This is a genomic window from Streptomyces typhae (assembly GCF_009755605.1).
Taxonomy (GTDB): domain Bacteria; phylum Actinomycetota; class Actinomycetes; order Streptomycetales; family Streptomycetaceae; genus Streptomyces; species Streptomyces typhae.
This window is the reverse complement of the sequence record NZ_WPNZ01000023.1, coordinates 79,545-105,180: the sequence shown is the minus strand read 5'-3', so window position 1 is coordinate 105,180 and position 25,636 is coordinate 79,545. Positions and strand designations below refer to the sequence as shown.

The 25,636-nt window shown below is 72.5% G+C and carries 20 protein-coding genes and 3 tRNA genes; 10 read left to right on the top strand and 13 right to left on the bottom strand.

Annotated elements, in window-relative coordinates; translation table 11 throughout:
* Positions 1–17 precede the first annotated feature (17 nt).
* From GPA10_RS32590 to GPA10_RS32585, 3 genes are all read left to right on the top strand, one after another.
* Positions 18–1,142, top strand: a complete 1,125-nt coding sequence (locus GPA10_RS32590; RefSeq protein WP_157168597.1) for a radical SAM protein — start codon at positions 18–20, stop codon at positions 1,140–1,142.
* On the top strand, positions 1,139–1,303 hold the full coding sequence (locus tag GPA10_RS41915; RefSeq protein WP_198351772.1) for a hypothetical protein: 165 nt from the start codon (positions 1,139–1,141) through the stop codon (positions 1,301–1,303). Before GPA10_RS32590 ends, GPA10_RS41915 begins: the two co-directional genes overlap by 4 nt.
* 87 nt (positions 1,304–1,390) lie before the next feature.
* Positions 1,391–2,266: a GNAT family N-acetyltransferase gene (locus GPA10_RS32585; RefSeq protein WP_157168596.1), complete on the top strand. Its 876-nt coding sequence runs from the start codon at positions 1,391–1,393 to the stop codon at positions 2,264–2,266.
* A gap of 91 nt (positions 2,267–2,357) precedes the next feature.
* On the opposite strand, the gene GPA10_RS32580 is transcribed toward GPA10_RS32585, so the two are convergent.
* Both GPA10_RS32580 and GPA10_RS32575 read right to left on the bottom strand, forming a co-directional pair.
* Positions 2,358–2,430, bottom strand: a tRNA-Arg gene (locus tag GPA10_RS32580).
* Positions 2,431–2,732: 302 nt separating this feature from the next.
* Positions 2,733–2,823, bottom strand: a tRNA-Ser gene (locus GPA10_RS32575).
* Positions 2,824–3,066: 243 nt separating this feature from the next.
* Between GPA10_RS32575 and GPA10_RS43870 the strand changes: the two genes are divergently transcribed.
* Entirely contained in the window at positions 3,067–3,564 is a 498-nt protein-coding gene (locus GPA10_RS43870; protein WP_343041579.1) for an SSI family serine proteinase inhibitor, read from the top strand.
* Positions 3,565–3,878: 314 nt separating this feature from the next.
* Entirely contained in the window at positions 3,879–8,927 is a 5,049-nt protein-coding gene (locus GPA10_RS32565) for a PAS domain-containing hybrid sensor histidine kinase/response regulator (RefSeq protein ID WP_343041578.1), read from the top strand.
* A gap of 149 nt (positions 8,928–9,076) precedes the next feature.
* Here GPA10_RS32565 and GPA10_RS32560 read toward each other — a convergent pair whose 3' ends face one another.
* On the bottom strand, positions 9,077–9,667 hold the full coding sequence (locus GPA10_RS32560) for a TetR/AcrR family transcriptional regulator (RefSeq protein ID WP_058849943.1): 591 nt from the start codon (positions 9,665–9,667) through the stop codon (positions 9,077–9,079).
* A 187-nt stretch (positions 9,668–9,854) separates the two neighbouring features.
* Between GPA10_RS32560 and GPA10_RS32555 the strand changes: the two genes are divergently transcribed.
* Positions 9,855–11,120, top strand: a complete 1,266-nt coding sequence (locus tag GPA10_RS32555) for an MFS transporter (protein ID WP_157168595.1) — start codon at positions 9,855–9,857, stop codon at positions 11,118–11,120.
* Positions 11,121–11,229: 109 nt separating this feature from the next.
* Here the strand turns inward: GPA10_RS32555 and GPA10_RS32550 are convergent, their stop codons facing one another.
* The 7 genes from GPA10_RS32550 to GPA10_RS32520 form a co-directional block, all read right to left on the bottom strand.
* Positions 11,230–12,879, bottom strand: coding sequence for a long-chain fatty acid--CoA ligase (locus tag GPA10_RS32550; protein WP_058849945.1), 1,650 nt, complete (start codon positions 12,877–12,879; stop codon positions 11,230–11,232).
* A 229-nt stretch (positions 12,880–13,108) separates the two neighbouring features.
* Entirely contained in the window at positions 13,109–13,672 is a 564-nt protein-coding gene (locus tag GPA10_RS32545; RefSeq protein WP_016639082.1) for a SigE family RNA polymerase sigma factor, read from the bottom strand.
* Positions 13,673–13,953: 281 nt separating this feature from the next.
* On the bottom strand, positions 13,954–14,784 hold the full coding sequence (locus GPA10_RS32540; protein WP_157168594.1) for a DUF1906 domain-containing protein: 831 nt from the start codon (positions 14,782–14,784) through the stop codon (positions 13,954–13,956).
* A gap of 73 nt (positions 14,785–14,857) precedes the next feature.
* Positions 14,858–16,024 carry a lipid-transfer protein gene (locus GPA10_RS32535; protein WP_157168593.1) on the bottom strand — a complete coding sequence of 389 codons (1,167 nt, stop codon included), beginning with the start codon at positions 16,022–16,024 and terminating at the stop codon, positions 14,858–14,860.
* A complete protein-coding gene (locus GPA10_RS32530; protein WP_157168592.1) occupies positions 16,021–16,485 on the bottom strand; it encodes a MaoC family dehydratase in 465 nt (154 codons plus the stop codon). Before GPA10_RS32530 ends, GPA10_RS32535 begins: the two co-directional genes overlap by 4 nt.
* Complete coding sequence (locus tag GPA10_RS32525; RefSeq protein WP_157168591.1) at positions 16,482–17,636, bottom strand: Zn-ribbon domain-containing OB-fold protein; 1,155 nt, start codon at positions 17,634–17,636, stop codon at positions 16,482–16,484. The genes GPA10_RS32530 and GPA10_RS32525 overlap by 4 nt, the downstream gene beginning before the upstream one ends.
* 186 nt (positions 17,637–17,822) lie before the next feature.
* Positions 17,823–18,134, bottom strand: a complete 312-nt coding sequence (locus tag GPA10_RS32520; protein WP_058849949.1) for a hypothetical protein — start codon at positions 18,132–18,134, stop codon at positions 17,823–17,825.
* Positions 18,135–18,505: 371 nt separating this feature from the next.
* Between GPA10_RS32520 and GPA10_RS32515 the strand changes: the two genes are divergently transcribed.
* On the top strand, positions 18,506–19,567 hold the full coding sequence (locus GPA10_RS32515; RefSeq protein ID WP_246260214.1) for a bifunctional DNA primase/polymerase: 1,062 nt from the start codon (positions 18,506–18,508) through the stop codon (positions 19,565–19,567).
* 309 nt (positions 19,568–19,876) lie between these two features.
* Here GPA10_RS32515 and GPA10_RS32510 read toward each other — a convergent pair whose 3' ends face one another.
* The 3 genes from GPA10_RS32510 to GPA10_RS32500 all read right to left on the bottom strand — a co-directional run bounded on the left by GPA10_RS32510 (position 19,877) and on the right by GPA10_RS32500 (position 22,130).
* The gene (locus GPA10_RS32510; protein ID WP_157168590.1) at positions 19,877–20,074 is read right to left on the bottom strand and encodes a hypothetical protein; all 198 of its coding nucleotides are present in this window, start codon (positions 20,072–20,074) and stop codon (positions 19,877–19,879) included.
* A gap of 276 nt (positions 20,075–20,350) precedes the next feature.
* Positions 20,351–20,435 (bottom strand) — tRNA-Ser (locus GPA10_RS32505).
* A 48-nt stretch (positions 20,436–20,483) separates the two neighbouring features.
* On the bottom strand, positions 20,484–22,130 hold the full coding sequence (locus GPA10_RS32500; protein ID WP_343041577.1) for a S1C family serine protease: 1,647 nt from the start codon (positions 22,128–22,130) through the stop codon (positions 20,484–20,486).
* A 278-nt stretch (positions 22,131–22,408) separates the two neighbouring features.
* Here GPA10_RS32500 and GPA10_RS32495 point away from each other — a divergent pair, with 278 nt between their 5' ends.
* From GPA10_RS32495 to GPA10_RS32485, 3 genes are all read left to right on the top strand, one after another.
* Positions 22,409–23,281: a glycerophosphodiester phosphodiesterase gene (locus tag GPA10_RS32495; protein ID WP_343041576.1), complete on the top strand. Its 873-nt coding sequence runs from the start codon at positions 22,409–22,411 to the stop codon at positions 23,279–23,281.
* Positions 23,282–23,334: 53 nt separating this feature from the next.
* On the top strand, positions 23,335–23,973 hold the full coding sequence (locus tag GPA10_RS32490; protein WP_343041575.1) for an ATP-binding protein: 639 nt from the start codon (positions 23,335–23,337) through the stop codon (positions 23,971–23,973).
* A 597-nt stretch (positions 23,974–24,570) separates the two neighbouring features.
* The gene (locus GPA10_RS32485) at positions 24,571–25,545 is read left to right on the top strand and encodes a DUF5926 family protein (protein ID WP_157168589.1); all 975 of its coding nucleotides are present in this window, start codon (positions 24,571–24,573) and stop codon (positions 25,543–25,545) included.
* The last annotated feature ends 91 nt before the right edge of the window (positions 25,546–25,636 follow it).

Sequence of the window (25,636 nt, the reverse complement as noted above, 5' to 3'; positions counted from 1 at the left end):
TGGAAGGAAGGCCTCTGATGGCCCACACGCTGATCGCGTCTCCGTTCCTCGACGGGCACCTGCTTCTCAGGCCGGGCGCGAGATCTGGGGCTCGCATCCCCGCCGACCGCTATGAGGGCATCCGGCAGGCTTACGCCGACGGCGAGGCTCTGCCGGCCTGGGCGGTGCAGGCGGCCGCCGATGCGTGGGGCATGGACCTGAAGGGCCAACCCGTACAGGGCACGGTGTTGGTGCGTGAGCCGTCCCCGTACGGCTACTGCCGTGCCTCCTGGGAGATCAACCTTGGCTGCAACTTCGGCTGCAAGCACTGCTACCTCGGCGAGCGGCCCTTCTCCGGGCTCAGCTGGGAGGAAAAGGTACGGCTCCTTGACATCATGCGCGAGGCCGGTGTCCTCTGGCTCCAGATCACCGGCGGCGAACCCACCATGGACCCGCACTTCCAGGGCGCCTACCGGTACGCCTGGCAGGCCGGGATGATGCTCACCATCTCCACCAACGGCTCCCTGCTCTGGCGGCCGGACCTCCTCAAGCTCTTCCGCGACTGCCCGCCCTACCGACTGGTCATCAGCATGTACGGGGCGAGCGAGGAGTCCTTCGACACGCTCACCCAGCGCCGCGGAGCTTGGAAGGCGTTCCGGCGCGGCATGGATGCCGCACGTGAGGCAGGCCTGCCTCTGCGGATCAACGTCGTGGTGACCGAGGACAACGCCTCCGAGGCCGACGAGATGACCGCCCTTGCCGAGGGCTGGAATGTCGAGAACCACGCGTACACGAACATGACGCCCACAATCTACGGCGGCGGCGAACCGCTGCTCGCCCAGTCCACCGCCCACCTGCGGCAGCGCAAACCATTCGCCGGCTGCAACGCGGGCCACACCTTCTTCCACGCCGACCCGCACGCCAAGGTCTCGATCTGCAAGGTCGGCCGGGACGACCAGATCGACCTGATGGCCGAAGGCGTCGATGGCCTCATCCGGCTCGGCGCCATCGCCGACCGCCTGATGCTTCGCACCGGCGGGTGCGAGGGCTGCGCCCTGTCCGGTACCTGCCGGGTCTGCCGCCCCCTGGCCAAGCACTATCAGGAAGCGAAGGCGCCGCTGCACAACTACTGCCAACACGGAGACAAGGAGAACGCCTCATGACCCCGCCCGTACTGGTGACCCTTCTGCCCGGCCCGCCGGCCTCGGCGCGCCGCGCGGCACCGCCCGTAGCCGCCCTCTCGGTGACCGTCGTCCCGGACCTGGACGATGTCGTGGAGAGCGCGGAGTGCTCCTGCGACGCCGGAGACGACAACCCGCACTGACCGATCGATCCGGGCGGTGGCGTTTGGGCCCTGGCACGTTCGCGTCGGGGCCCGAGCCCTGATCGGCCGCCCCTTAGGGTGCCAGTCATGCTCTTCCGTTGGGACTGGCTCCGGCCCGTGCTGGCCGCGCCGATCGTGCCGACTCTCGGACCCGTTCATCCTGACGCCCTGACCGTCGACATTTTCGGGGACATCCTGCGAGCGGCAGCCACCGGGGACTTCCTGCCCTACGACAAGGACCGGCGCTGGGGCGACGAGAAGGACAAGAAGGACGAGAAGGTTCTCCTCGACGACGTGGTGCACCAGCCTGACCGCACCCTCATCCCCACGCTGAGCCGGCGAGGACGCGGCACCGTCAAGGTCTTCGCCTATGGGTTCCACGGCAGCGCCTTGGATGAAGCGGTCGAACTGGCCGCGAAGCTCGCCGCCGTACACGACGCGGCCAGCGCCCGTGTCGTGCGCCCGCTCGGACCCGGGACCCGCTCCCCACACGGCACCCGCATTCAGCTGAAGGACTTCACGGCCCGCCCCTGCCCCGACCCCGGCGGCCCAGTCCGCCCCGTCACCGGCTGGCCCGCCGCCGTACAAGGAACCTTCGCCCCGTTCGCCGCGGCCATGTCCGCCGACGGCTTGGTCTTCCTCCACACCCAGATGCGGGTCGGCAGGTGCGGCCCGGTTCTCACCGCCGCCGTCGAGAACCGCATCGTGGGCGCGATCGGCCCCATGGAAGTACGCCCCGACGCGCTCGGGCGCCCGCAGCTTCTGCCCCAGTACTTCGCCGTCCTGCCCGAGGCCCGGGGAAAAGGCCTGGGCCGCGTCCTGTGGCGGGCCGCAATGTACTGGGGCCAGACCCACGGCGCCTTCTACCAGCTCCTCCAGACAGAGGTGGGCGGCGCTTCCGACAGGCTGTGCCGATCCGAAGGACTCGCCTCCCTCGGCTTCATCCACACCATGAGCGCATGACGTCCGTCGGACGGGCGTTGCGGTACGCCGCTGCTGTACACCCGGGAAACGCAAGAGGCCCCGGATCTCTCCGGGGCCTCTTGCTTATATGTGCACTCGGCAGGATTCGAACCTGCAACCTTCTGATCCGTAGTCAGATGCTCTATCCGTTAAGCTACGAGTGCTTGGTTTTTCTGTTGTGTTGCTCTTCCTCCCGGGCTTTTCTGCCCCGGTCGGCGTTGCGAGAACAACATTACATGACCTGCGCCGTGAGGCGAAATCCGATTCCCTCAACCCCTCTGACCTGGGCAAACGCTCGTCAGGGTGACTCCACGCCACCTACGGGACCTTCGGGGCCGCGAGCGCGCCGCCAGGGCTGGACCCATGAGGCTGGCCCCATGGGGAGGGCGAGGCTGACGGCGGCGAGCCGGCGGGGGCGGATACGGCCGAAGCCCCGGTCGGATGACCGGGGCTTCGGATCGTGGTGCGGAGGCGGAGGGATTTGAACCCTCGATGGGCTTTAAGACCCAAACCGCATTAGCAGTGCGGCGCCATAGACCGGACTAGGCGACGCCTCCCAACCTGCACATCCGCGCGAGCGCGGGGGTGCGTGCAGATGATGACACAGCCAGGGGGCGCGTCACCAATCGCGGCTCCACGGTACTAGTCGTGCGGCCCGCAGGGCAAAGCCAAAAACGAGGGCGCAACGCGTCGGGGCCGACGGCGTTATAGGTGGTGGGCGCCGGAGACCGATACGGCTCCGGCGCCGACGGCCTGGCCGTGCCGCGCCTCGCCGCCACCGCGTCCCCAGGGGAGCCCCCGTGCAGCACCTCACGTCACGCCGCCTCTTCCTCACCGCCGCCGCGACCCTCGCCGCCCTCGCCGCGGGCCCCGCCACCGCACAGGCGTCCCCGGTGGCGGGCGCCCTGGAGAACGTCCTGGAGAAGAAGACGGGTGTCACGGGGAGCGGCTGGTTCGGTGAGCACGGTCGGCACCGGCTGACCATCACCGTGGACGGGACCGAAGGCGCCGCCGACGGCACGTACACCCTGGAGTGCGCCCCCAACGGGGGCTCGCACGCCTCACCCGGTGCCGCGTGCGCCCGGCTCGACCAGCTCGCGGCCGACGGCCTCAACCCGTTCAAGCCGGTCCCGCGCGGCACCATGTGCACCCAGCAGTACGGCGGCCCGCAGACCGCCCGCGTCCGGGGCCAGTGGCAGGGGCGCCACATCGACGCCGTCTTCTCCCGCGCCGACGGGTGCGAGATCTCCCGGTGGAACAGCCTCGTGCCGGTGCTGCCCGCGGCGGACGGCGCCTGAGCCGGCGGCAGACCGTACGGGCCGGGAACCCGTACATCGTGCCCGAGAACAGCTGGCGGGTCGGAAACGGAGGTTGTGGGTCCGGCACGCCCTTCTTGTGAAGGACGCCACTTGGTCCTTCTGTGGCCAGGAACTGACCAGGAGCTGACCAGGAACTACGGAAGCCTCACAGCTTCTGCGTGCGACCTCCCTCTCATCCGGCGTCGCGCCCACAACCACTCCCCGTAGACTCCCTCCCGTGACACGTCACGGGCCGCGAGGCAAGATGGCCCGGTCGGTCGGCAAGGTGCAGTAATCAGGGAGGAAGCGTCGTCGTGAGCAGCAGGCCATCCCGAGGCGCTGCTCGCCTCGCAGCCATACTCGACGCGCTCCCGGACGCGCTGGTGCTGGTCAACGCCAACGGGACGGTCGTGAACGCGAACGCCATCGCGCTCGAGGCCTTCGAGGCGCCCGGCACCGCGCTCGTGGGGCGCGGACTGCTCGATCTGCTGCCGGAGTTCGACTCCCGGCTCATCCCGGGCTCCATGCGCCGCCCGGTGACGGCGGACGAACAGGGACGTACCAAGCCGAAGCGGATGATCGCCCGGCGCACGGACGGCAGCGAGTTCCCCGTCGAGGTCACCAGCTCCAACCTCGAGGACAGCCGGCAGGCGTACGACGAGCGGTTCGGCAGCCACGGCGGGTACGGCGGCTACAGCGGCGACGAGATGCTGATGATCGTCGTACGCGATCTGTCGGGCACCCTCAACACCGAGGCCGAACTCGCCCGGTCGCAGCGGCAGACGGAGATGATCCTGCGCGCCGCCGCCGAGGGCGTCGTCGGCACCGACACCGACGGCCGCGTCGTCCTCGTCAACCCCGCCGCCGCCCAGATACTCGGCTTCCGCGCCAGCGACCTCGGCGGCCAGGAGCTGCACCCGCTCGTCCTGCACTCCCGCGCGGACGGCGAGCCGTTCCCGTACGAGGACTCGCCGCTCGCCGACACCCTGCGCTCCGGGCGCAAGCACCGCGTACGCGGACAGGTCCTGTGGTCCAAGAGCGGCGAGAAGGTCTCCGTCGACCTGACGACGGCCCCCGTGCGCGACGGCGACCAACTCGTCGGCGCCGTGATGACCTTCACCGACCGGCGGCCGTACGACAGCCTCTCCGAGAAGTACGAGGCCGCCGTCGCCCGGCACGCCGAGGAACTGCGGATCGCCACCGAGCAGCACGAGGAGGAGTTGCGCGCCGCCGCCGAGCGGCGCGAGGAGGAACTGCGCGCCGCCGCCGAACTGCGCGAGGAGCAGCTCGCGGCCGAACAGGAGCGGTACGCCGCGCTCGCCGAGCGCGAGAAGGACCGCCACGAGGAGCTCGCCGAGCGGGAGCAGACGCGGTACGAGGCCCTTGCCGCGCGCCACAGCCAGCTCGTCGCCGTCCTCGACCGGTCGCTGCGCGGACCCCTCGACGAGCTGCGCCGCGAGCTGTCCGCCCTCGCCGCCGACGACGCGGGCCAGCTCTGGCCCGAGGCCAACCAGGTGCTGCACCACCTCTCCGCCGGCTACGCCCGTATGACGACGCTCGTCGACAACGTCCTCGGCTACCAGCGGCTCGTAGCCGGTGGCGAGCAACTCTCGCGCACACCCGTGCTGCTCGACGCCGTCGTCGCCGCCGGTGTCGACAGTGCCGTCGAACTGATCGGCCCCGGCAGGGCCCAGTTCGCCGTGCACGCACCGCCGATCGAGGTCGTGGTCGACCCGCACCGCCTCGCCACCGCGCTGGCCCATCTGATCGCCGACGTCGCCGGAATCGACGCCACCGGCAACACGCGCTCGGGAGCGGGGGCGGGCGCGGGAACGGGCGCGTACGTCGACTCGACCGTGGTCGTGGCCGCCGCGCAGCGCGGCGAAGTCGTCCGCATCGAGGTGCGCGGGCCGTACTCCGGGGGCGATCCGGTGCACGGGCCCGTCGTCCGGGGCATCGTCGAGGCCCATGGAGGCGTCCTCCAGACACACGAGGTACCGGGCGCGAACGGCAGCGCGTTCGTCCTTGAGGTGCCTATGGGTGATGTGTCCGGTGATGGGTCCGACGGTGTGGCCCGTGGTGTGTTCCCTGGTGTGTCCGGCCACGGTTCTTCCGGTTCTTCCGGTTCTTCCGGTTCCTCTGGTCCTTCCGGTTCCTCTGGCCCTTCTGGTCCTTCTGGCCCTTCCGGTTCCTCGGATTCCTCGGATTCTTCCGGTTTCTCGGCTCCTTCCGGTTCCACGGAGACTCCTGGTTCGGATACCTCGGTGCCCTCGCAGGACACCGGCAGCATCGGCGGCGGGCGCCGACGGGCCCGGCGGTCGTCCGTGGACTCCTTCCTGGACAGTGCCGTTTCCGGCGAGGCCGAGGAGAGCGCGGGCGGCGACGGTTCCGGTGGGACCGGGCGGCGCAGGCGGGCTCTCGGGGCCGCCGGGCCGGGTTCCGGTGCCGCGCCTGGTGACATGTCGGACGGGGCCTCGGGCGGAGCTTCGGGTGGTACGGGTCGACGGCGCGGGCGGCCCAGTCCGGCCGAGGGTGCCGTGAAGACCGCTGCCGAGCACGCCGCCGGAGCGGCCGCCCTCGGCGAGACCGTGCCGCCCCAGGGCGTGCCCACACAGGGTGGACCGCCGCACGGCGGACCGCACGGCGGGCCCGCGTCGGCGGAGATCGCCGTGGCGACCGGGCGGCGGGCCCGGCGCGGTGGCGAGCAGCAGGCGTTGGCGTTGCCTTCGGGTACGGGGCAGCCCGCCAGCGGGCCGGAGGCAGAGGGTCCGGAAGTCGGCGGGGAAGCACCGCGCCCCGGCGGCAGGCGGGCCCGGCGTGCACTGGCCGCGGCCCGTGAGCGGGCCGCGGCGGAGGAGGCCACCAGCGGGCGCGTGTTCGCGCTGCCGCCAGCCGAGGCCGACCGTGAGGCGGGCAGTGGTGCGGCCGGTATGGCCGAGCAGGTGGGCGTCGCGCAGGTTGGTGCCGGTCATGGCGCCGCCGCGCAGGCCGGTGCCGGTCATGGCACCCCCGTACAGGCCGGTGCCGCGCAGGTCGGCGCCTCGGTGAACGTACCGGCCGGTGTGCAGGCCGGCCTTCAGGCGCGTACTCGCGGGGGTGTCCCCTCGCAGGGTGGCGCGCCCGCGCAGAGCGGTGTGTCCGTACAGAGCGGTGTCCCCACGCACAGCGGTGTGCCCGTACAGAGCGGTGTGCCCGTACAGAGCGGTATGCCCGTACAGAGCGGCGCGCCGGAAGACGCCGCGCAGGCCCAGGAAGGCATGGCCGCTGCGGCACACGGTGTCCCGGCTGCGGGCGCGCGGGGTGCCCGTGTCGCCGGTGCGCGGCGCGGTGCGGCTTCCGGAGCGCAGGGGGGCGTGCCGGTGGGCGCGCCCGCGCGGGCTTCGGGCGTCGCGCCCGGGGCGGCCCCTGGTGCCGTGGCCCCCTCCGGCCAGGACACGCCCGGACAGCGCGCCCCCGAACCACACACCCCCGAACAGCGCGCCCCCGAAACGCACGCCCCCGGACAGCGCGCCCTCGGCCAGAACGCCCCCGGGCAGCACACCGCCGCCCTGCACGACCCGACCGAGGACCACACCCCGGTGGAGCCGCATCCGGCGCAGGCCGCCCCGATGCCGTACGGTCCTGCCGCCCCCTACGCACAGGGCGTGCCGCACGGTCCAGTGGCCGCACCGGGCACCCCGGCCCAGGGCACGCCTGCCCAAGGCACTCCCGTGGGCACCCCCGCACAGGGCACTCCCGCCCAGGGCACCCCGCCCCAAGGCACCCCCGCTCCGGGCCCCCAGCAGCAGAACCCCACCGGCCGCCGACGCGCCCGGCAGGCCCAGGCCGCCGACACTGCCGTGCCCAACGCGTCGACGCCCGCCCAGGGCATGCCGGTTCAGAACCAGCAGGTCCAGGGCACCTCGCCGAGCGGTACGCCCGCCGGGGGCACGCCTGCCGGGGGCACGCCCGCCCAGGGCACCCCCGCGCCCCCGCCCGGCGCCGCCCTCCCCCCGGAACGCGACCCCCGCGCGCGTGCCGCCCAGCCGCTGCCCGCCGAGGCCGCACCCGTCGACCCGAACTCGACCCAGGGGCGTGCCATCAGCGTGCGCACGCTCGGGCAGGGCGTGCCGTTCGGACGCCAGGCCAACGCCGCCCAGCCGGGACACCCGCGCCAGGCAGGCACGACCCCGCAGGCCAAGGCCCAGCCACAACCCCAGGGGGCCCAGCCCTCCCCGCACGCACAGCCGTTGCCCCAGCCCCAGCCGCAGGGCGCCCAGCCGGACCAGGGCCACACCCCGGCGCAGCCTTCGGCAGGTGGCTCGGGACGTCGGCGTCGGCTGTCCACGCCACCTGAGCCCGCGGCCGACGAGCGCCAGGCCAAGGCCAACTCGCACCCACAAGCCCAGCCGCAGACACAGACACAAGCACAGGCGCAGCCCCAGCAGGCCGCCCGACAGCCCGCCGCCCAGCAGCCCGCGCCCCAGCAGTCCAGGGTGCAGCCGCAACCCCGGCTCTCGCCGACCACCGAAGGCACGGGCCGTGCCTACGCGATCGGTGCTCCGGACGAGGACGCCGACGAGGGGCCGGAGCTGCTCGACGGCCCCGGAGGCGCCGTGGAGGTGTCGAACCGGCCGCAGCCGCAGCCCATGGACGACGAGTTGCCGCCCGAGCCGCTGGACAACCCGCGCCGTCTCCTGGTGTGGCCCGCACCCGACGTCACCACCCAGCAGGCGCTCAGCGACCGCGGCTACCGTCCCGTCATCGTGCACTCGCGCGAGGAGGTCGACGCGCAGATCGCCGCGTTCCCCGCGGCCCTCTTCGTGGACCCGCTGACCGGTCCGATCACGCGTACCGCGCTTCAGTCGCTGCGCCAGGCCGCGGTCGCCGCCGAGGTGCCCGTCCTGGTCACCGCGGGACTCGGGCAGGCGTCGCGCGAGGCGGCGTACGGCGCCGACCCGGCCGTACTCCTGAAGGCGCTCGCGCCGCGCGACAGCGAACAGCATCCCCCGCGCGTGCTGCTCATCGAGGAGCACGAGGAGATCGCGCTGGCCCTGACCGCGACGCTCGAACGGCGCGGGATGCAGGTGGCGCGGGCCGAGAGCGACGCGGACGCGGTCACGCTCGCCGCGCAGATGCGCCCGAACCTGGTGGTCATGGATCTCCTCCAGGTACGCCGTCGGCGTGCCGGGATCATCGACTGGCTACGCGCGAACGGCCAGTTGAACCGCACGCCGCTGGTCGTCTACACGGCCGCCGTCGACGAGACCGACCTGCCGAAGCTCGCCGCGGGCGAGACCGTACTGTTCCTGGCCGAGCGGTCCACGAGCGGCGAGGTGCAGAGCCGGATCGTGGACCTGCTCGCGAAGATCGGTACGAACTGAACGTGGCTCCAGAGGCCTGAGCTTCAGGGATCCTGAGATTCAGGGGACCCTGAGCATCAGAAGTCCCAAGCCTCCGGAGTCCCAAGCCTCAGGAGATCCTTAGCTAGCCTCAGGGGATCTTTCGCTCCAGGGATCCTGAGCTTCCGGAGTCAGCCTGAGGACGGCTCCGCGATGCGCCGCGCCGCCGCGCGGATCGAGGCCCGCAGGCGCGCCCTGTCCTCGTCCCCCGCACCGGCGAGGATGCGCCGCATCTGCGGTACCGCGGAGGCCCAGCCGGCCAGCGCGACCAGCATGAACAGCAGGTCCCGTGCCGGGATGGCGTCCGTGATCACCCCGCGCGCCTGGCCGTCCTCGAAGGTGGCGACCTTCCGGTCGTAGTGCACCTGGCGCTCGTACTCGTGCGGCAGTTCCTCGCTGCCGCCGTACTCGATGCCCTCCCAGAAGAGCAGGCGCAGCACCTCGGGGTGGGTGGCGTGGTAGTCCATGAGACGGTCCATCCAGCCGTCTATGTCGTCGGGGTCCGGCGGCACGCTGACGGCCAGATCGAGCATCCGCTTTTCGAGGACCTGCGCGAAGAGCTCCGCCTTGTTGCCGTAATAGGCGTAGATGAGCTGCTTGTTGGCTTTCGCCTCACTCGCGATGCGGTCGATGCGGGCGCCGGCGATGCCGAACCGGGCGAACTCCGCCACCGCCGCGTCGAAGATCCGGGCCCGCGTGGCCTCGGGGTCTCTCACTCCCATGGGGCCAGCGTAAGCGAACTTCACCGCTAACCAACCGTTTGGTTGCTTGACAGTCTTCGAGCCGGAGCCTCAGACTTGCAACCAACCAGTTGGTTACGAAACTGCCGTACTGCCTGCCGTACTGCCTGCCGTACTGCCTGCATCACGCTGCATCACGCCCCCCGACGCACAGAGGAGCCCGTCGCCCATGTCTTCAGCCACGCCGCCCCCGCCGGGCGCCCTGACGGTGGAGGGAGCCCGACCCACGGCACCGGGCCGGCCGAGGGCGCGCACACCCCCGCCCGTCCCCGCGGCAGGCCTCCCGCCGCGCGCGTTCCTCGTCCTCATAGCCGTCTGCACGGCGGTCACCGCGGCGAACATCTACGTCGCCGCGCCGCTGCTCCCCCTCATCGCCGAGGACTTCGGCTCGACCCCGTCGGGCGTGGCCTGGATCGCCTCGGTGGCCCAGTTCGGGTACGCGGCGGGGCTGCTGTTCTTCGCGCCGCTCGGCGACCGGGTCGACCGCCGCAAGCTCGTCGCGGCCCTGTCCCTGGCGACGACGGCCGCGCTGGTCCTGGGCGCGGCGGCGTCCGGCACCACCGTGCTCGCCGCCGCCGTCCTGATCGCCTCCACGGCGACGGTCGTCCCGCAGCTGCTCGTGCCCCTGGTGGCCGCCCGCGCACCGGCCGACCGGCGGGCCAGCCATGTCGCGGCCGTCATAGCCGGGCTCTTCACCGGCGTCGTGGCGGCCCGGGTCCTCGGCGGTCTCGCCGGGCAGGCCTTCGGCTGGCGCTGGGTCTTCCTCGGCGCGGCCGTGCTCACGGCGGTGCTCGGTCTCGCCTCCGCGGCCGCCCTGCCCAAGGAGACCCACCGCCGCACGGGCCCGCTGTTCGGCGGCCTCGCCCGACTCCCCGGCGTGGTGCGCGGCTCACGGGAGCTGCGCCGGGCCTGCATACGCCAGGGCGGAATGTACGGCGCGTGGAGCGCGCTGTGGACCTCCCTCGCGCTCCTCCTCACGAACGAGGGCGACGGGTACGGCATGACGACCGGCGCGGCCGGGCTCTTCGGCCTCTTCGGGCTCGCGGCGAGCCTGGTGGCGCCGATCGCGGGCGGGCTCGTGGACCGGTTCGGCGCGGGCAGGGTGGTGGCGTCGGCGTACAGCCTCGCGGCGGTGTCGGTGCCGCTGTTCTGGCTGGGCGGCGAGCGGCTGTGGGCGCTGTGCGCGGCGGCGGTCCTCGTGCACGCGGCGCTTGTCGCGAGCCATGTCGCCAACCAGACCCTGGCCCTGACCACGACCTCCACCCCGGCGGTCGCCAACACCGCCTATGTGGTGGCCGGTTTCGCGGGCGGCGCCCTGGCCTCCGCCCTCGCGGGCACGGCGTTCACGCACTGGGGCTGGACCGGGGTGTGCGCGGTGGCCGCGGGCTGCCTGGCGGTGGGCTGGGGGGTGACGTCGCTGCGCCTACGCAAGTAGGAGAGGGAGGACCCACGGGCTCGGCGGGCTCGGCGGGCCCGGCGGACCCGGAGAACCCGGCGGACCCGGCGGACCCGGAGAACCCGGCGGACCAGCGGACCCGGCAAGCTCAGAGTCGCGTCACGTCCAGCTCGCCCTCCGCGTACTGCCTGCGCAGCACCTTCTTGTCGAACTTGCCCACGCTGGTCTTGGGGACGGCCGGTACGAGGGCCCAGCGCTCGGGGAGCTGCCACTTGGCGACGCGGGTGGAGAGGAACTCCTGGAGGCTCGCGTAGTCGGCGGTGGCGTCCTCCTTGAGGACGACGGTGGCGAGGGGGCGCTCGCCCCACTTCTCGTCGGGGACGGCGACGACCGCGGCCTCGGCGACGTCCGGGTGGGACATCAGCGCGTTCTCCAGCTCGACGGACGAGATCCACTCGCCGCCGGACTTGATGACGTCCTTGGCGCGGTCGGTGAGGGTGAGGAAGCCGTCGGGGCTGATGACGCCGACGTCACCGGTCTTCAGCCAGCCGTCGGGGCTGAACTTGTCCTCGGGCCTGATGGCCTCGCCGCCGGCGCCGCCGTAGTAGGCACCGGCGATCCAGTTGCCGCGCACTTCGAGCTCGCCCGCGGACTCGCCGTCCCAGGGCAGACGGGTGCCGTCGGGGCCGGAGAGCCTGGCCTCGACCCCGGCGGGGAAGCGGCCCTGGGTGAGCCGGTAGCCGAACTCCTCCGGGGTGCCGAGGGCATGGGCGGGCGGACGGGCCACCGTGCCGAGGGGAGAGGTCTCGGTCATGCCCCAGGCGTGGCAGACGCGCATACCGAGCGTGTCGAAGGCCTCCATCAGGGAGGGCGGACAGGCCGAGCCACCGATGGTGACCTGGGTGAGGCTGCTGACGTCGCGGGGCTTGGCGGTGAGCTCGGCGAGCAGGCCCTGCCAGATGGTGGGCACCGCGGCGGCGTGCGTGGGCCGCTCGGACTCGATCATCTCCGCGAGCGGCGCGGGTTGCAGGAAGCGGTCCGGCATCAGCATGCCGACGCCGGTCATGAAGGTGGCGTGCGGCAGGCCCCAGGCATTCACGTGAAACTGCGGGACGACGACGAGGCTGAGGTCGGCGTCCGTCAGACCCATGGACTGGGCCATGTTGACCTGCATGGAGTGCAGGTAGATGGAGCGGTGGGAGTAGACGACGCCCTTGGGGTCGCCGGTGGTGCCGGAGGTGTAGCACATGGCGGCGGCGCGGCGTTCGTCCAGCTCGGGCCAGTCGTAGGCGGTCGCCCTGCCCTCGATGAGTTCCTCGTAGTCGTGGACGCGGACACGCCCGCCGTCGAGGAGGGAGCGGTCGCCGGGCCCGGAGACGACGACGTGCTCGACGGTCGTCATCCGGTCGAGCAGCGGCGCGAGCAGCCCGAGCAGCGAGCCGTTGACGATGATCACGCGGTCGGCGGCGTGGCCGACGATCCAGGTCAGCTGTTCCGCGGGCAGCCGCAGGTTGAGCGTGTGCAGGACGGCGCCCATGCAGGGGACGGCGAAGTAGGCCTCGACGTGCTCGGCGTTGTTCCACATGAACGTCGCCACACGCTCGTCGTCCTCCACGCCGAGGTCGTCGCGCAGGGCGTGGGCGAGCTGAGCGGCGCGGGCACCGATCTCACGGAAGCTGCGGCGCTGCGGGGCGCCGTTTCCCGTCCAGGTGATGACCTGCGAATTCCCGTGCACGGCCGTTCCGTGGTCGAGGATGCGGGTCACAGTCAGCGGTACGTCCTGCATGGTGCTCAGCACGGCGTCCTCCCGGGGGCGTGGCACGGGCGACCGGGTGGCCCCGGCGCGCTACCTGGCAGTAGCCCCAGATTCTTGCCGCATACCGCGCGGTATGTCACTACCGCGGGAGCACATCAAGGGAAAAATCACCGCGTACGGCCGACGCGCCGACTCGGCCGGCGACCGAGCGGCCGGACCTCGGTGGAGCCTCGGTGGAGCCTCGGTGGACCGGCCCCGTCGATCCTCGGTGTCAGCGGACCGGCGTCAGCTCCGGGTCCTCACGGAGCTTGCCGAGCGCGCGGGACACGGCGCTCTTCACCGTGCCGATGGACACCCCGAGCACCTCGGCCGTCTGGGCCTCGCTCAGGTCCTCGTAGTACCGCAGGACGACCATCGCCCGCTGCCGCGCGGGCAGCTTCATGATCGCGCGCCACATCGCATCGTGGAGCGCCTGCTGCTCGGCCGGGTCACCGGCCGGGACGGTCTCGGGCTCGGGCAGCTCGTCGCAGGCGAACTCGTCGACTTTGCGCTTGCGCCACTGCGAGGTGCGCGTGTTCAGCAGGGCCCGGCGGACATAGCCGTCGAGCGCCCGGTGGTCCTCGATCCGGTCCCAGGCCACATACGTCTTCGTCAGCGCCGTCTGCAGCAGGTCCTCGGCATCGCTCGGGTTCGCCGTCAGCGAGCGGGCGGTGCGCAGGAGCACCGGCTGACGCGCCCGTACATAAGAGGCGAACGACGGGTAGGCGGAAGGACTCGTGGTCCGCGTCGCGGCCTTCGATGCGCTGGTGCACACGGTCACCATGGATGCGGTCATGGCTCCACGCTAGAAGCGACCCCTACATCAGCGGATCGGCCGCAGGTCCCGAAGCCTTGTCCGCCTCAGGTTGTACGAGGGGAGCCAGCCCCACCTCCTGAAGGTGGAGGAGACGCGGCGGACCCCTGCGGGTTCAACCCTGAGGTGTACGCGATCGGCCATATCGACCGCGCAGGGGGCGCGGGTCCGGCGCACGCGGAGTGCGCCGGTGCGAAGCGCCCGACCCCGGGAGCCTCCTAAGGCCTGTCGTCAGACTCCCACCTGCCACATGACGACAGGGCCTAGCCCAGCGTGGCCACCGGTGCGTCCACGAGGTTGCGGTCGATGGTGACGGTGCGCCCGCCGTGGCGCTCCGTGACGTTGCCCGCGTACTGGTGGATGCGGCTGTTGGGCTGCCAGGCGTCGCGGCCGAGCGCGGGCTCGCCGTTCAGGTCGGGGTCGGTGTGCCAGCGCGCGAACCACATCACCGACGGCAGGTCCCGTACGCCGTCGCGCCGTGCCTGGTCCATGTGCGTTACGCCGGAATTGGCGCTGCTGTAGAAGCCCGGTACGTAGTCGTGGCTGCGTACTTCGCGGTTCCAGGCGCGGACGAAGGAGAGCGTGTCCTTGGCGCAGTCCCGCTGCTTGTACCGGTACGCCTCCATGTCCAGGTAGAGCGGGCTCTCCGGTCGGATGCCCATGTCCCCGGCACGCTCGACCGCGTCCGCGCCCTCCTGGGTGCCCTGCTTCCAGGGGTCGCTCCCGATGCGGACGTGCTGCTTGTTCTTCGCCACGACGCACGGGGACTGGGAGCCGACGTACACCGGAAGGACCCGCCAGCCCAGGTCGTCCACCTTGCTCAGCCACTCCCGGCTCAGGTGCTTCTGCTTGGCGCAGGCCCGGCCGCGGCCCCCGAAGTACACCCCCACCGCGCCGTAGTCGGACGCGAGCCAGCGCCGCATCGTGTCGACGGGCGGTGCCTGACAGGTGTCGAAGGCCCGGCCGTAGAAGGTGGCGGGGGCGGCGCGTCCGCCTCCGGCGGCGGGCGGCCCCACGTCGGCCGACCTCGCATCGGTCGGTGTGGTCGTGTCCATGGCCAGCGTCGCCGCGGCCAGGCCAAGTACTAGTCCCAAGAGCATCTTTCGGTGGCGCATACGGCGAGTGAACGGGTCGGGCCCGCCGCCGGGCGCGGGACACGCGCCGCGTTCAGCCGTCCGCCGCGATAATCAGCCCCGATGTGGGGACACCGGTGCCCGCCGTCACCAGGACGCGCGCGGCGTCGCGTATCTGGTTCACCGCCGTGCCCCGCACCTGCCGCACGGCCTCGGCGACGCCGTTCATCCCGTGCAGATACGCCTCACCGAGCTGCCCCCCGTGCGTGTTCAGCGGCAACCGCTCCTCCGCCACGAACTCCGCCCCCTCACCAGCAGCGCAGAACCCGAACTCCTCCAGTTGCATCAGCACGAACGGAGTGAAGTGGTCGTACAGGATCCCCACGTCCACCTCCCGCGGCGAGAGGCCCGCGGCCCGCCACAACTGCCGCGCGACCACTCCCATTTCGGGCAGACCGGTGAGGTCGTCGCGGTAGAAGCTCGTCATCTGCTCCTGTGCCCGGCCCGCGCCCTGCGCCGCGGCGGCGATGACCGCGGGCGGTCGCCGCAGGTCACGGGCGCGTTCCACGCTCGTCACCACGAGCGCCTGCCCGCCGTCCGTCTCCTGGCAGCAGTCGAGGAGGCGCAGCGGCTCGACGATCCACCGCGACGCCGCGTGCTCCGCCAACGTGATGGGTCTGCCGAAGAAGTACGCCGCCGGGTTCGTCGCCGCGTACTTCCGGTCGGTGACCGCGACATGCCCGAAGACCTCCGGCGCGAGACCGTACGCATGCAGATAGCGCCGAGCCGCCATCGCCACCCACGACGCGGGCGTGAGCAGGCCGAACGGCAGCGCCCAGCCGAGCGCCGCGCCCTCCGCCGACGGCTCCCTGTGCTGCACCCCGGAGCCGAAGCGGCGGCCGGAGCGCTCGTTGAACGCCCGGTAGCAGACGACCACTTCGGCCACTCCGCTCGCCACCGCGAGCGCCGCCTGTTGCACGGTCGCACAGGCCGCGCCGCCGCCGTAGTGCACGCGGGAGAAGAACGACAGTTCCCCCATGCCCGCGGCCTGCGCCACCGTGATCTCCGGGCTGGTGTCCATCGTGAACGTGACCAGGCCGTCGACGTCGGCCGGCCGCAGCCCCGCGTCGTCGAGCGCGGACCGCACCGCCTCCACGGCCAGCTTCAGCTCGCTGCGTCCGGAGTCCTTGGAGAACTCCGTGGCGCCTGTCCCGACGATCGCCGCCCGCCCGCCGAGACCGTCCTTGTTCCGTACGCTCATGCCGCGCCGCCCTGGTCTGCACTGCCCTGGCCTGCACTGCCCCGGCCTGCACCGCCCTGACCTGCGGGAACCGTCACCGTGACCGTGCCCGTCACATGCTTGCCGATGCTGTTGGCGCCGACGACCCGGACGGTGAGAGTGGCTTCCGAGCCGCCGCCCCGGGTCTCCGACTCGACCGTGCCCGTCAACACCAACGTGTCCCCGGGATAGTTGGGCGCCCCAAGGCGGATCGACACCTTCCGCAAGGTGGCTCCCGGGCCCAGGCAGTCCGTGATGTAGCGGCCCACCAGGCCGTTCGTCGTGAGGATGTTCATGAAGATGTCGGGGGAACCCTTCTCGCGCGCGAGCTCCGCGTCGTGGTGCACGTCCTGGTAGTCCCGCGAGGCGATGGCCCCGGCGACGATCGACGTACGGGTGACGGGGATCTCCAGAGGCGGGAGAGAGGTACCTGACCTGGTCATACGGGCTCCTCCGGAGGTACGGCCCCCTCGTACGCCGGAGACGCGACCGGCCGGAACACGGGCAGCTCCCACTCCTCGTCGACGCGCCGGAAGTCGAGCCGCACCGGCATCCCGATCCGCACCTCGTCGTGTGCCACCCCCACTAGTTCACTGATGATCCGCACCCCCTCCGCCAGCTCGACGAGCACGACCGCGTACGGGGGGTCGAAGGCGGGGAACGGGGGATGGTGCAGCACGACGTACGAGAACACCGTGCCGTCGCCGCCCGCCGCGACCGTGTCCCACTCCGGCGCACCGCAGCCGTTGCAGCCGGGCAGCCAGGGAAAACGCAGCCGGGCGCAGGCGGTGCAGCGTTGGATGAGCAGTTCGTGCCGGGCGACGCCGTCCCAGAATCCCGCGTTGTCCCTGTTGATCACGGGTCGCGGCCGCCGGCTCCCGGCGGCCGGTGGCGCCGCATCGTCCGGTCGTCGGCGTGCGGGGGCGTATTTCAGGATCCGGAAGCGGTGCGTCCCGGCGGGTTCTCCGTTCGCGCGGACGTCCATCCGCGTGGTCACGAAGTGGCCCTTGCCGAGCCTGGTCGTCTTGCGCTCCGACACCTCCTCGATCACCGCGTCGAAGGTGATCTCGTCACCGGGGCGCAGCGGACGCAGATACTCCTGTTCGCAGTCGGTCGCCACCACGGAGGTGCAACCGGCGTCGTCGAGGAGCGCGAACAGCTCGTCGTACGCCTCCGAGCGGCCGGAGTGCTCGGAGGAGCCGGACTGCTCGGAGGAGCCGGACTGCTGGAAGGGCCCGGACTGCTCGGAGGAACCGGAGTGCCCGGAGAGGCCGCCCATCGTCCACACCTGGAGCATGGTCGGCGGTGCGACGGCGTCCGCTCCGGCGTACGCGGCGTGCGTGTCGCCCATCGCCTCGCACCAGTGCCTGATCATCGGGGCGTTCACCGGATCCTTGCCGCGCGCGGCCACAACGGCGGGCCGCCCCACGAACCCCTCCAGCCGCGCGAACAACTCGCCGTCCGGGTCAACCGGAGCCCCCGGCCCGTCCCAGGCCCCCGGCTCGCCCCGGGGCTCCGGCTCGCCTCGGGCCCCCGGTCCGGACGGAATCCCCGGCTCGTACGGAACTCTCGGCACATGCGGCAGACCCGCCATCCTCGTCCCTCCGCCCCGTACCCGGCTCCTGCTCGCCCACAAGGTCTTCTGACTGTCCGTCAGGAGACTCCCGGCCGTCAAGGCCCCCGCACACGACTGTGCGGCGGTGCCGTGGCACCGCCGCACAGACATCACATCACCCCACAGAGCCGGCCCCCGGGGATCACTCCCCGGCGAGGCCTCGGCTCACCAGAGTTCGCTGAAGTTGACGGCGACATTCGCGTTCGACTGCTCGATGGCCGTGAACGCGGAGCCGTTCACCTGGGCGGTGTTGTTCTGGTTCGAGGCGCCATTGCCGATCGCCTGCTGCTGCGTAGTGGCCGAGTTGCCGTTGTTGTCGTCGCCGACGCCACTGCCGATGACTGTGGCGACGCCCGCGTTGGATCCGTCGTCCGCGAACGAGCCGTTGTCGGCCATCGCCACACCGGAGAAGAGAGCGGCGGCGAGGGGCAGGGCCGCGACAGCAGCGAGGGCACGGGCGGTACGGATGCTTGCCATGTCGTTCCTCCAGAACGGGAGATTCACCCCGGCAGGGCGCCGGAATCAACTCAACTAGGGCTTGCAGCAAGGCGGTTGGCCGACCACCTCGGTTTCTGCACTGCACGACGTCGCGACTCCAGAGTTGCCCACCGAATCCCCTCGGAACCACCCCGGAAGACACGATTCCCCCGCAAGCGTGAGGACAAGTCGATAAACATGCTTTGCATCAGCAGACGCTCCGCGCGGCTTCGCGCGGGCGCCGGAATCGAGACGCCGCACGGGCTGAAGCGTTCCGGCGGCCGCCGGAAGAAAGGGCCGCCACCACCGCGGGACGTGCCACCCCCGGCCATCCCTCTGCCCATCGTCGAACGCCTGTACGAAAATGAGACATGGCCTCCTCCGACCGCCATGACGCAGATCGCAACACCCCTGATGAGACCCCCCGCCGAGCCGCCGAGGAGCGCCCCGGCAGCCCCGGTCCCCCCGTCGGGCCCGACGCCCGCCACCCCGCCCGGGTCGCCGCCCGGCACACCGCCACCCTCGCGCTCGCCCACGCCCTGTCCGCGGCCGAGCGCGGGCTCGCCGTCATCCCGCTGTCCCGGACCAAGCTCCCCGCGCTGCGCTCACCGCACCACGGCGTGCCGCACCACGGCAAGCCGCACCACGGGGATCCGCAGGCCGGGCTCCCGCACGCCGATCCCACGTCGCCGACGCCGTCGCCCTGCCGGGGCGCGTGCGGACGCATGGGGCACGGCGTGTACGACGCGTCGAGCGACCCGCACCGCATCCGCGAACTGTTCGCCGCCGCGCCCTGGGCCTCCGGGTACGGGATCGCGTGCGGGCTTCCCCCGTACCACCTGATCGGCATCGACCTGGACACCAAGTCCGGCACGGACGCCCCGGCCGCGCTGCGCGAGCTGGCGCTGCGGCACCTGTTCACGATCCCGGACACGGTCGTCGTGACGACCCCGAGCGGCGGCCGGCACATCTGGCTCTCCGGGCCGCCCGACACCGTCGTGCCCAACTCCGCGGGCCGTCTCGCCCCCGGCATCGACATCCGCGGGGCGGGCGGATATCTGGTCGGCCCGGGATCACGTACCGAGCGCGGCGTCTACAGCACCGTGCCCGGCACGGCCCATCTCCCGCCCGCCGTCTGCCCCGCCGCGCTCCTGCGCCTGCTCGTCCCGGCGCCGCGCCGCCGGCCCCCGCCGCCGCGCGGGGGCGTCCCGCCGGACCCGCAACAGGGTCAGGGCCTGGTCCAGTTCGTCCTGGCCGCACACGAGGGACAGCGCAACACGCGGCTGTTCTGGGCCGCGTGCCGCGCCTACGAGAACGGTATCGGCGAGGCCCTCACCGGCCCGCTCACGGACGCGGCCCTCCGGGTGGGCCTCACCCTCCGCGAGGCCCGATCGACGCTCGCCTCGGCGGCACGCCTGACGGGGCACGCCTGACAAGGCACGCTTGACCGGCCGCACCCGAAGGCCCACGCCTGACAAGGCACGCCCGACCAGCCACGCCCGAAGGCCCACGCCTGACAAGGCACGCCCGACCAGCCACGCCCGAAGGCCCACGCCTGACAAGGCACGCCCGACCAGCCGCACCCGAAGGCCCACGCCTGACAAGGCACGCCCGACCAGCCGCACCCGAAGGCCCACGCCTGACAAGGCACGCCCGACCGGCCACGCCCGAAAACCCTGGGGCGGCCTGTCGTCCTGGCCCGACAGCACGCGGCCCGTCGGCGGCCCAGGCCCCACCCGGGGTCAGGAGCGGTCGTCGAGCCCCTCGACGAGTTCCTTGCCGGGCACCCCGTCGAACGAGTCCTTCGCGATGATCGACGTGATCCCCAGCCCCTTCCTCGACGGCTCGTCGGCAGCGGCAGCGGGTGCTGCCGCCGTCCCCAGAGCCCCCAGCGCCACGACCGTGCCCACGGCTCCCGCCACCACCTCGGCGATCCTCATGCCGGTGTCCTTTCCGGCAGCACGCCCTCGGGCACGACGGTCGTGCCCCGGGGCACCGTTCACCCGGTGCCCAGGCCCTGCCACCACCGGTAACCCGCCGCACCCCGGCGAGGTACCGCCCCCTCACCCGGGCGGCTCATCGCCCACGCGGCACCCGTACCGCCCGCGCCGGAGGGACCACCCCACGCGCGGAGAGGACCGCCCCGGAACACGGCGACGGGGCGCCCCCGGAAACCGGAGGCGCCCCGTGTCGTCGGCGCTGCGGCCGAACTGGTGCGGTGGGTGTGGGATTTGAACCCACGGTGGCGTGAACCACGACGGTTTTCAAGACCGTTCCCTTAGGCCGCTCGGGCAACCCACCCCGCGCCCGCGGCCCGACGGACCGTGGCGCGGGGTCAAGAGTAGCGGGTCAGCTGTCGCCCTTGCGTGCGCCCAGGACCACGTCGACCGTGCGCTCCTTGCCGTCGCGCTCGTAGGTGATCTTCACGGAGTCGCCGGGCTTGTGGGTCCAGATCTGGCCGATCAGCGTCGGGCCGCTGTCGATGACCATGTCGTCCAGCTTCTTGATGACGTCGCCGGACTTGAGACCCGCCTTGGCCGCGGGGCCGCCGGGCTCCACCGCCGGGCCCGAACCGCCGGCGCCGCGGTCGGAGATGGTGGCGCCGTCCGAGGTCTCCGCGAGGGCGACCGACGCGCCGATGACGGGGTAGGTGGCCTCGCCCGTCCTGATCAGCTGCTGCGCGACGTTCTTCGCCTGGTTGACCGGGATCGCGAAGCCCAGGCCGATGGAGCCGGACTGGCCGCCCCCGCCGAGGCCGCCGCCGCTGTCGGCGGGCTTGATCGCGGAGTTGATGCCGATGACCGCGCCGCGCGCGTCCAGGAGCGGACCGCCGGAGTTGCCCGGGTTGATGGAGGCGTCGGTCTGCAACGCGCTCATGTACGAGCTCTTGTTGCCGCCGTCGCTGGAGGTCACCGGGCGGTTCTTGGCGCTGACGATGCCCGTGGTGACCGTGTTCGACAGGCCGAAGGGGGCGCCGATGGCGATCGTGGAGTCCCCGACGGCGACCTTGTCGGAGTTGGCCAGCGGGATCGGTGTGAGGTCCGCCGGCTTGTCCTTGAGCTTGATCACCGCTACGTCGTAGCCCTCGGCGCGGCCGACGACCTCGGCGGCGTACTTCTTTCCGTTCGAGAACGTTGCCGACAGTTTGCCGCCCTCGGCCGCGGACGCCACGACGTGATTGTTTGTGAGGATGTGACCCTGGGTGTCATAGACGAAGCCCGTGCCCGTGCCGCCCTCGCCGCTGCCGCTCTGGGCCTCTATCGTGACGACGCTCGGCAGCGCCTTGTTCGCGATGGCCGCCACCGAACCCGGCTGCCGCTTGAGGTCGGCCGGGGAGTCCGATGCGGAGACCGTCGTCGAGTCCGTGCCGCCGTCGTCGTTGCGGTCGGCAGCCCAGAAGCCGAGGCCGCCGCCGACACCGCCCGCGATCAGCGCCGCCGCGAGGACCGCGGCGACCAGGCCGCTGCGGCGACCGCTCGGCTTCGGCGCGGACGGCTGCTCCGCCGCCCAGGAGGCGCCCCAGCCGGAACCCGCACCGCCGCCGTGCCCGCCGTCCTGCGCGTACGTCGGCACCGCCGGCGGGGGAGGCGGCGGCCAGGCGCCGACCGGGCTCTGCGTGGTGGCGGGGTGGCCGGTGGCGGGGTGGCCCGCGCCTGTGTGACCCGCGCCGGGGTGCGCTGTCGGGTTCTGGCCCGCGCCGTGGTGCGCGGCCGTGTGGGCGTACGGGTCCGGGACGCTCGGGGCCGGAGTGGGAGCCGGAGCGCTCGGGGCCTGGGCAGGGGGCGCCGCGGGCGCCGGGGCCTGCGCCGGAGCGGGGCCCGGCGCGGCCGGCTCGCTCCCGGCGGCGGTCGCCCCGGACGGCGCGGCGGCTCCCCCGGACGGCTCCGGGGGCTGCTGCGCCGACGTCTCGGGGGCGGAAGCAGCGGGAGTGTCCACCGGCACGGGAGGTGCGGACGGGGCCGGAGGTACTTCGGTGCCCTCGTTCTCGGTGCTCACAGCTTCTTCTCCTCGGTCCACGCTGTCGTACTCGGTCACGGCCTGAGAGCAGCAAACGATCAGATCGGTTCAGATTTGTCTGTAGTCAGCTTTTCCCATGGGCTGTCAGGGCACCATAAGCCGAGGCTGTGCGTTCACGGCGGGCGAAACCGCCGCACCCCGCCCCACTCCGACCCGCACGGCCGACCCGCACGGCCGACCACTACGGCCGACCAGTACGGCCGACCCGCACGGCGGCCACGGCGGGCGCGGCGGGGCAGCGATGGCACGATGACGCGGTGACCCACGCACGACAGCACCACATCCAGGTCGTCGCCCACCGCGGAGCCTCCGAGGACGCACCGGAGCACACCCTCACCGCCTACAAGAAGGCCGTCGAGGACGGCGCCGACGCCCTCGAATGCGACGTACGCCTCACCGCGGACGGGCACCTCGTGTGCGTCCACGACCGCCGTGTGAACCGCACCTCCAACGGCCGCGGCGCGGTCTCCACCCTGGAACTCGCCGATCTGGCCACCCTCGACTTCGGCTCCTGGAAGCACGGGGGACCCCCGGGGGCGGCCGGGGGCGTACCCGGCGGCGCGGCGGGCGACATCGACGGGGAGGGGCCCGACTGGGACGTGGCACCGGACCCGGCGGACACCTCGGTCCTCACCCTGGAGCGACTTCTGGAGCTCGTGGCCGAAAACAACGCCTCCGGCCGCCGGGTGCGGCTCGCCGTCGAGACCAAGCACCCCACCCGCTGGGCCGGTCAGGTCGAGGAGCGGCTGCTGCACCTGCTCAAGCGTTTCGACCTCGACGCGCCGCCCGCCGACGGCCCGTCGCCCGTCCGCGTCATGAGCTTCTCGGCGCGCTCCCTGCAACGCGTGCGGGCCGCGTCCCCGACCCTGCCGACGGTCTATCTGATGCAGTTCGTCTCGCCCCGCCACCGCGAAGGACGACTGCCCCGGGGCGTACGGATCGCCGGCCCGAGCGTACGGATCCTGCGCAATCACCCGGGATACGTGGCCAAGCTCAAACGTGCCGGGCACCAGGTCCACGTGTGGACCGTGAACGAGCCCGAGGACGTCGAACTCTGCGCCCGGCTCGGGGTCGACGCGATCATCACCAACCGCCCCAAGCAGGTGCTCTCCCAACTGGGCCGCGACTAGGCCCTGTCACGGGGAGTGCACCGGCGCGTTCGCTGCGTGTTCGACCGTGTCGAGTGCGTCACCATCCCGGCGTTGGCCGGTTTCCGGTCCAGTCCATTGGGGCATCCACACCGTGGCGTGGGGCAAAGGAGGTCTCGGGGGTGGCGTTTGTGGTGGCACGGGAGGTGCCCGCGTCGTCGAGCATGGCCGTACCCCATGGTCCTGCGGGCGTGGGGGAAGCAAGACACCGGATGCGTGACCAGTTGCGTGTCAGCGGGGTGTCGGAGACGGTCATCGACGATGCCGTTCTGATCCTGTCCGAGCTTCTCAGCAACGCCTGCCGCCATGGCAGGCCGCTCGGCGAGGGGCTGCACGGAAACGACGGCGACAGCGACGGAGACGTACGCGCCGCGTGGCGCGTCGACAAGACGGGACGACTCACGGTCGAGGTGACGGACGGCGGCGGACCGACCCGCCCGGTCCCGGCCACACCGTCCGTGACGGCGCACGGCGGCCGCGGTCTGAACATCATCACCGCTCTCGCCGAGAACTGGGGGGTTCGCGACGACATCCACGGCGAGGTCACGGTCTGGGCTCTCGTGCAGTCCGACCATCGCCCCGAGGACTTCGCTACGCGCGTCGCGGCACCGGCCGCCGCCGCGGCGACGATATCCGACCTCGCCTTCGCCGATTCGTTCGACGACGGGGACTGACGACGGGGCCCCCCGGGGGGCGACCGACGATGGATGCCGGTGACGGGGGCCGGTGATGGGGGCCCAAGACGGGGCCCGCGGCAGAGCCCGGCGCCGGAGATCCCGGTGCGATCACGGCGACTTCGGGTGGGCAAGGACGGCTACGCCCGGCGGCGCGGCGCCCACCACCCCTCCGGTACGAGGTGCCGCGGCCCGGCAGCCCGGTGCCGACCCGGCCTCGCGGCACGAGACGTACTGGCCTCATGGCATGACCCGCACTGGCCGGTCGGCACGACCCGTACCGGGCCGGAAGCAGGACGAGCGGCAGCCGGGCCACGCCGCATCGGCCGGTCCCTCCGCGGGAGAGCGCAAGAGCCGCCGGTACGAGGGGCCGCGGGCCCGTGGCAGGACCCGTACCGGCCGCACGGAGCCGACGCGCCCCGGTCCCGTGACGGGACACCCACCGGCCCGCGGGCACGATCCGCACCGGTCGCGCGACGCGACACCCACCGTCCCCGGCACCCCGTCCCCCGGGCCCGCACGCGATCGGTCCGGTCCGCGGCGAACGGCTAGGCTCGCGCCCGTACGCAAGCGAGCCGTAACCGGGAGACACCCACGATGGCCAAGAAGCGCCCGCAGACCAAGGGCAACAAGGGCAAGCAGTCGCAGCTCAAGGACCACGAGGTCCCGGTGGTCGGCGCCCGGGAACCCTGCCCCTGCGGTTCGGGCCGCCGCTACAAGGCGTGTCACGGCCGGGGCGCCGCGCACGCGGTGACCGAGCTGGTGCAGCGCCCGTTCGACGGTCTGCCCGGCGAGTGCGACTGGGTGGCCCTGCGCGAGCTGGTGCCCGCCGCGACCGTCGAGCTCACGCTGAAGGAGGGACTGCCCGACGGCGTGCCCTCGGTGACCCTGGCGACCGTGCTGCCGATGGCCTGGCCCGCGCTGCGCCGCGACGACGGCAGCGTCCTGCTCGGCCTTCAGAACGAGACCTCGTCCGGCGACATCAGCCGAGACCTCGCGGACACCCTGAAGCGTGCGCTCACCACCGAGCCGGGCAAGCCGGTCGCGGGCCGCCGCGCGCCCGCCGACGGGCCGCGACTCCAGGACCTGATCGACGAGAAGAGCGCGTTCGAGCCGGTCGTGCACTCCGGGTTCGAGTTCTGGGTGCCGGACGCGGAGAACGCGACGCAGGAGGTGTCCGCCTCCTTGGAGCGTGCGAACGCCGCCGCCATCCCGACCGTCAAGCTGTCCGGCGTGGACGCCGCGTACTGGTGCGAGACGCCGGAGAAGAACCACCTGCGGTGGGTCATGCCGCACTCCGAGGAGCAGCTGCTCGACGCCCTCGCGCGGCTGCACGCCGCCGGTACGTCGAGCCTCGGCGAGGGCACCCGCCTGGTCGGCTCGTTCCGCGCGCACGGCCTGACCGTGCCGGTGTGGGACCTGCCGAGCGGCGTCGGCGCCGCGGACGTCGAGAAGCCGGCCGCCGAGTTCGCGGCGCGCCTCGCCACGGCGCTCGCGGCCACCGAGCCGCTGACGCCGGAGGAGCGCAGGGCCCGCGGCGGCCTCACCAACCGTCAGGTCACCCTCAGCTGACCGTGGAGTCGCCGTCAGCCGTCTGCGGGGGCACCCGGAGGCCGGCCCTCCGGACACCCTCCGCCGACCGCCGGGGTGTCGTGGGCGCGAC

Excerpts from the sequence above, each read along its gene's own strand:
- GPA10_RS32590 (WP_157168597.1), top strand. The coding sequence starts at position 18 with ATGGCCCACACGCTGATCGCGTCTCCGTTCCTCGACGGGCACCTGCTT.
- GPA10_RS41915 (WP_198351772.1), top strand. The coding sequence starts at position 1,139 with ATGACCCCGCCCGTACTGGTGACCCTTCTGCCCGGCCCGCCGGCCTCG.
- GPA10_RS32585 (WP_157168596.1), top strand. The coding sequence starts at position 1,391 with ATGCTCTTCCGTTGGGACTGGCTCCGGCCCGTGCTGGCCGCGCCGATC.
- GPA10_RS32560 (WP_058849943.1), bottom strand. The coding sequence starts at position 9,667 with ATGGGAGTGAGAGACCCCGAGGCCACGCGGGCCCGGATCTTCGACGCG.
- GPA10_RS32555 (WP_157168595.1), top strand. The coding sequence starts at position 9,855 with ATGTCTTCAGCCACGCCGCCCCCGCCGGGCGCCCTGACGGTGGAGGGA.
- GPA10_RS32545 (WP_016639082.1), bottom strand. The coding sequence starts at position 13,672 with ATGACCGCATCCATGGTGACCGTGTGCACCAGCGCATCGAAGGCCGCG.
- GPA10_RS32535 (WP_157168593.1), bottom strand. The coding sequence starts at position 16,024 with ATGAGCGTACGGAACAAGGACGGTCTCGGCGGGCGGGCGGCGATCGTC.
- GPA10_RS32530 (WP_157168592.1), bottom strand. The coding sequence starts at position 16,485 with ATGACCAGGTCAGGTACCTCTCTCCCGCCTCTGGAGATCCCCGTCACC.
- GPA10_RS32525 (WP_157168591.1), bottom strand. The coding sequence starts at position 17,636 with ATGGCGGGTCTGCCGCATGTGCCGAGAGTTCCGTACGAGCCGGGGATT.
- GPA10_RS32520 (WP_058849949.1), bottom strand. The coding sequence starts at position 18,134 with ATGGCAAGCATCCGTACCGCCCGTGCCCTCGCTGCTGTCGCGGCCCTG.
- GPA10_RS32515 (WP_246260214.1), top strand. The coding sequence starts at position 18,506 with ATGGCCTCCTCCGACCGCCATGACGCAGATCGCAACACCCCTGATGAG.
- GPA10_RS32510 (WP_157168590.1), bottom strand. The coding sequence starts at position 20,074 with ATGAGGATCGCCGAGGTGGTGGCGGGAGCCGTGGGCACGGTCGTGGCG.
- GPA10_RS32485 (WP_157168589.1), top strand. The coding sequence starts at position 24,571 with ATGGCCAAGAAGCGCCCGCAGACCAAGGGCAACAAGGGCAAGCAGTCG.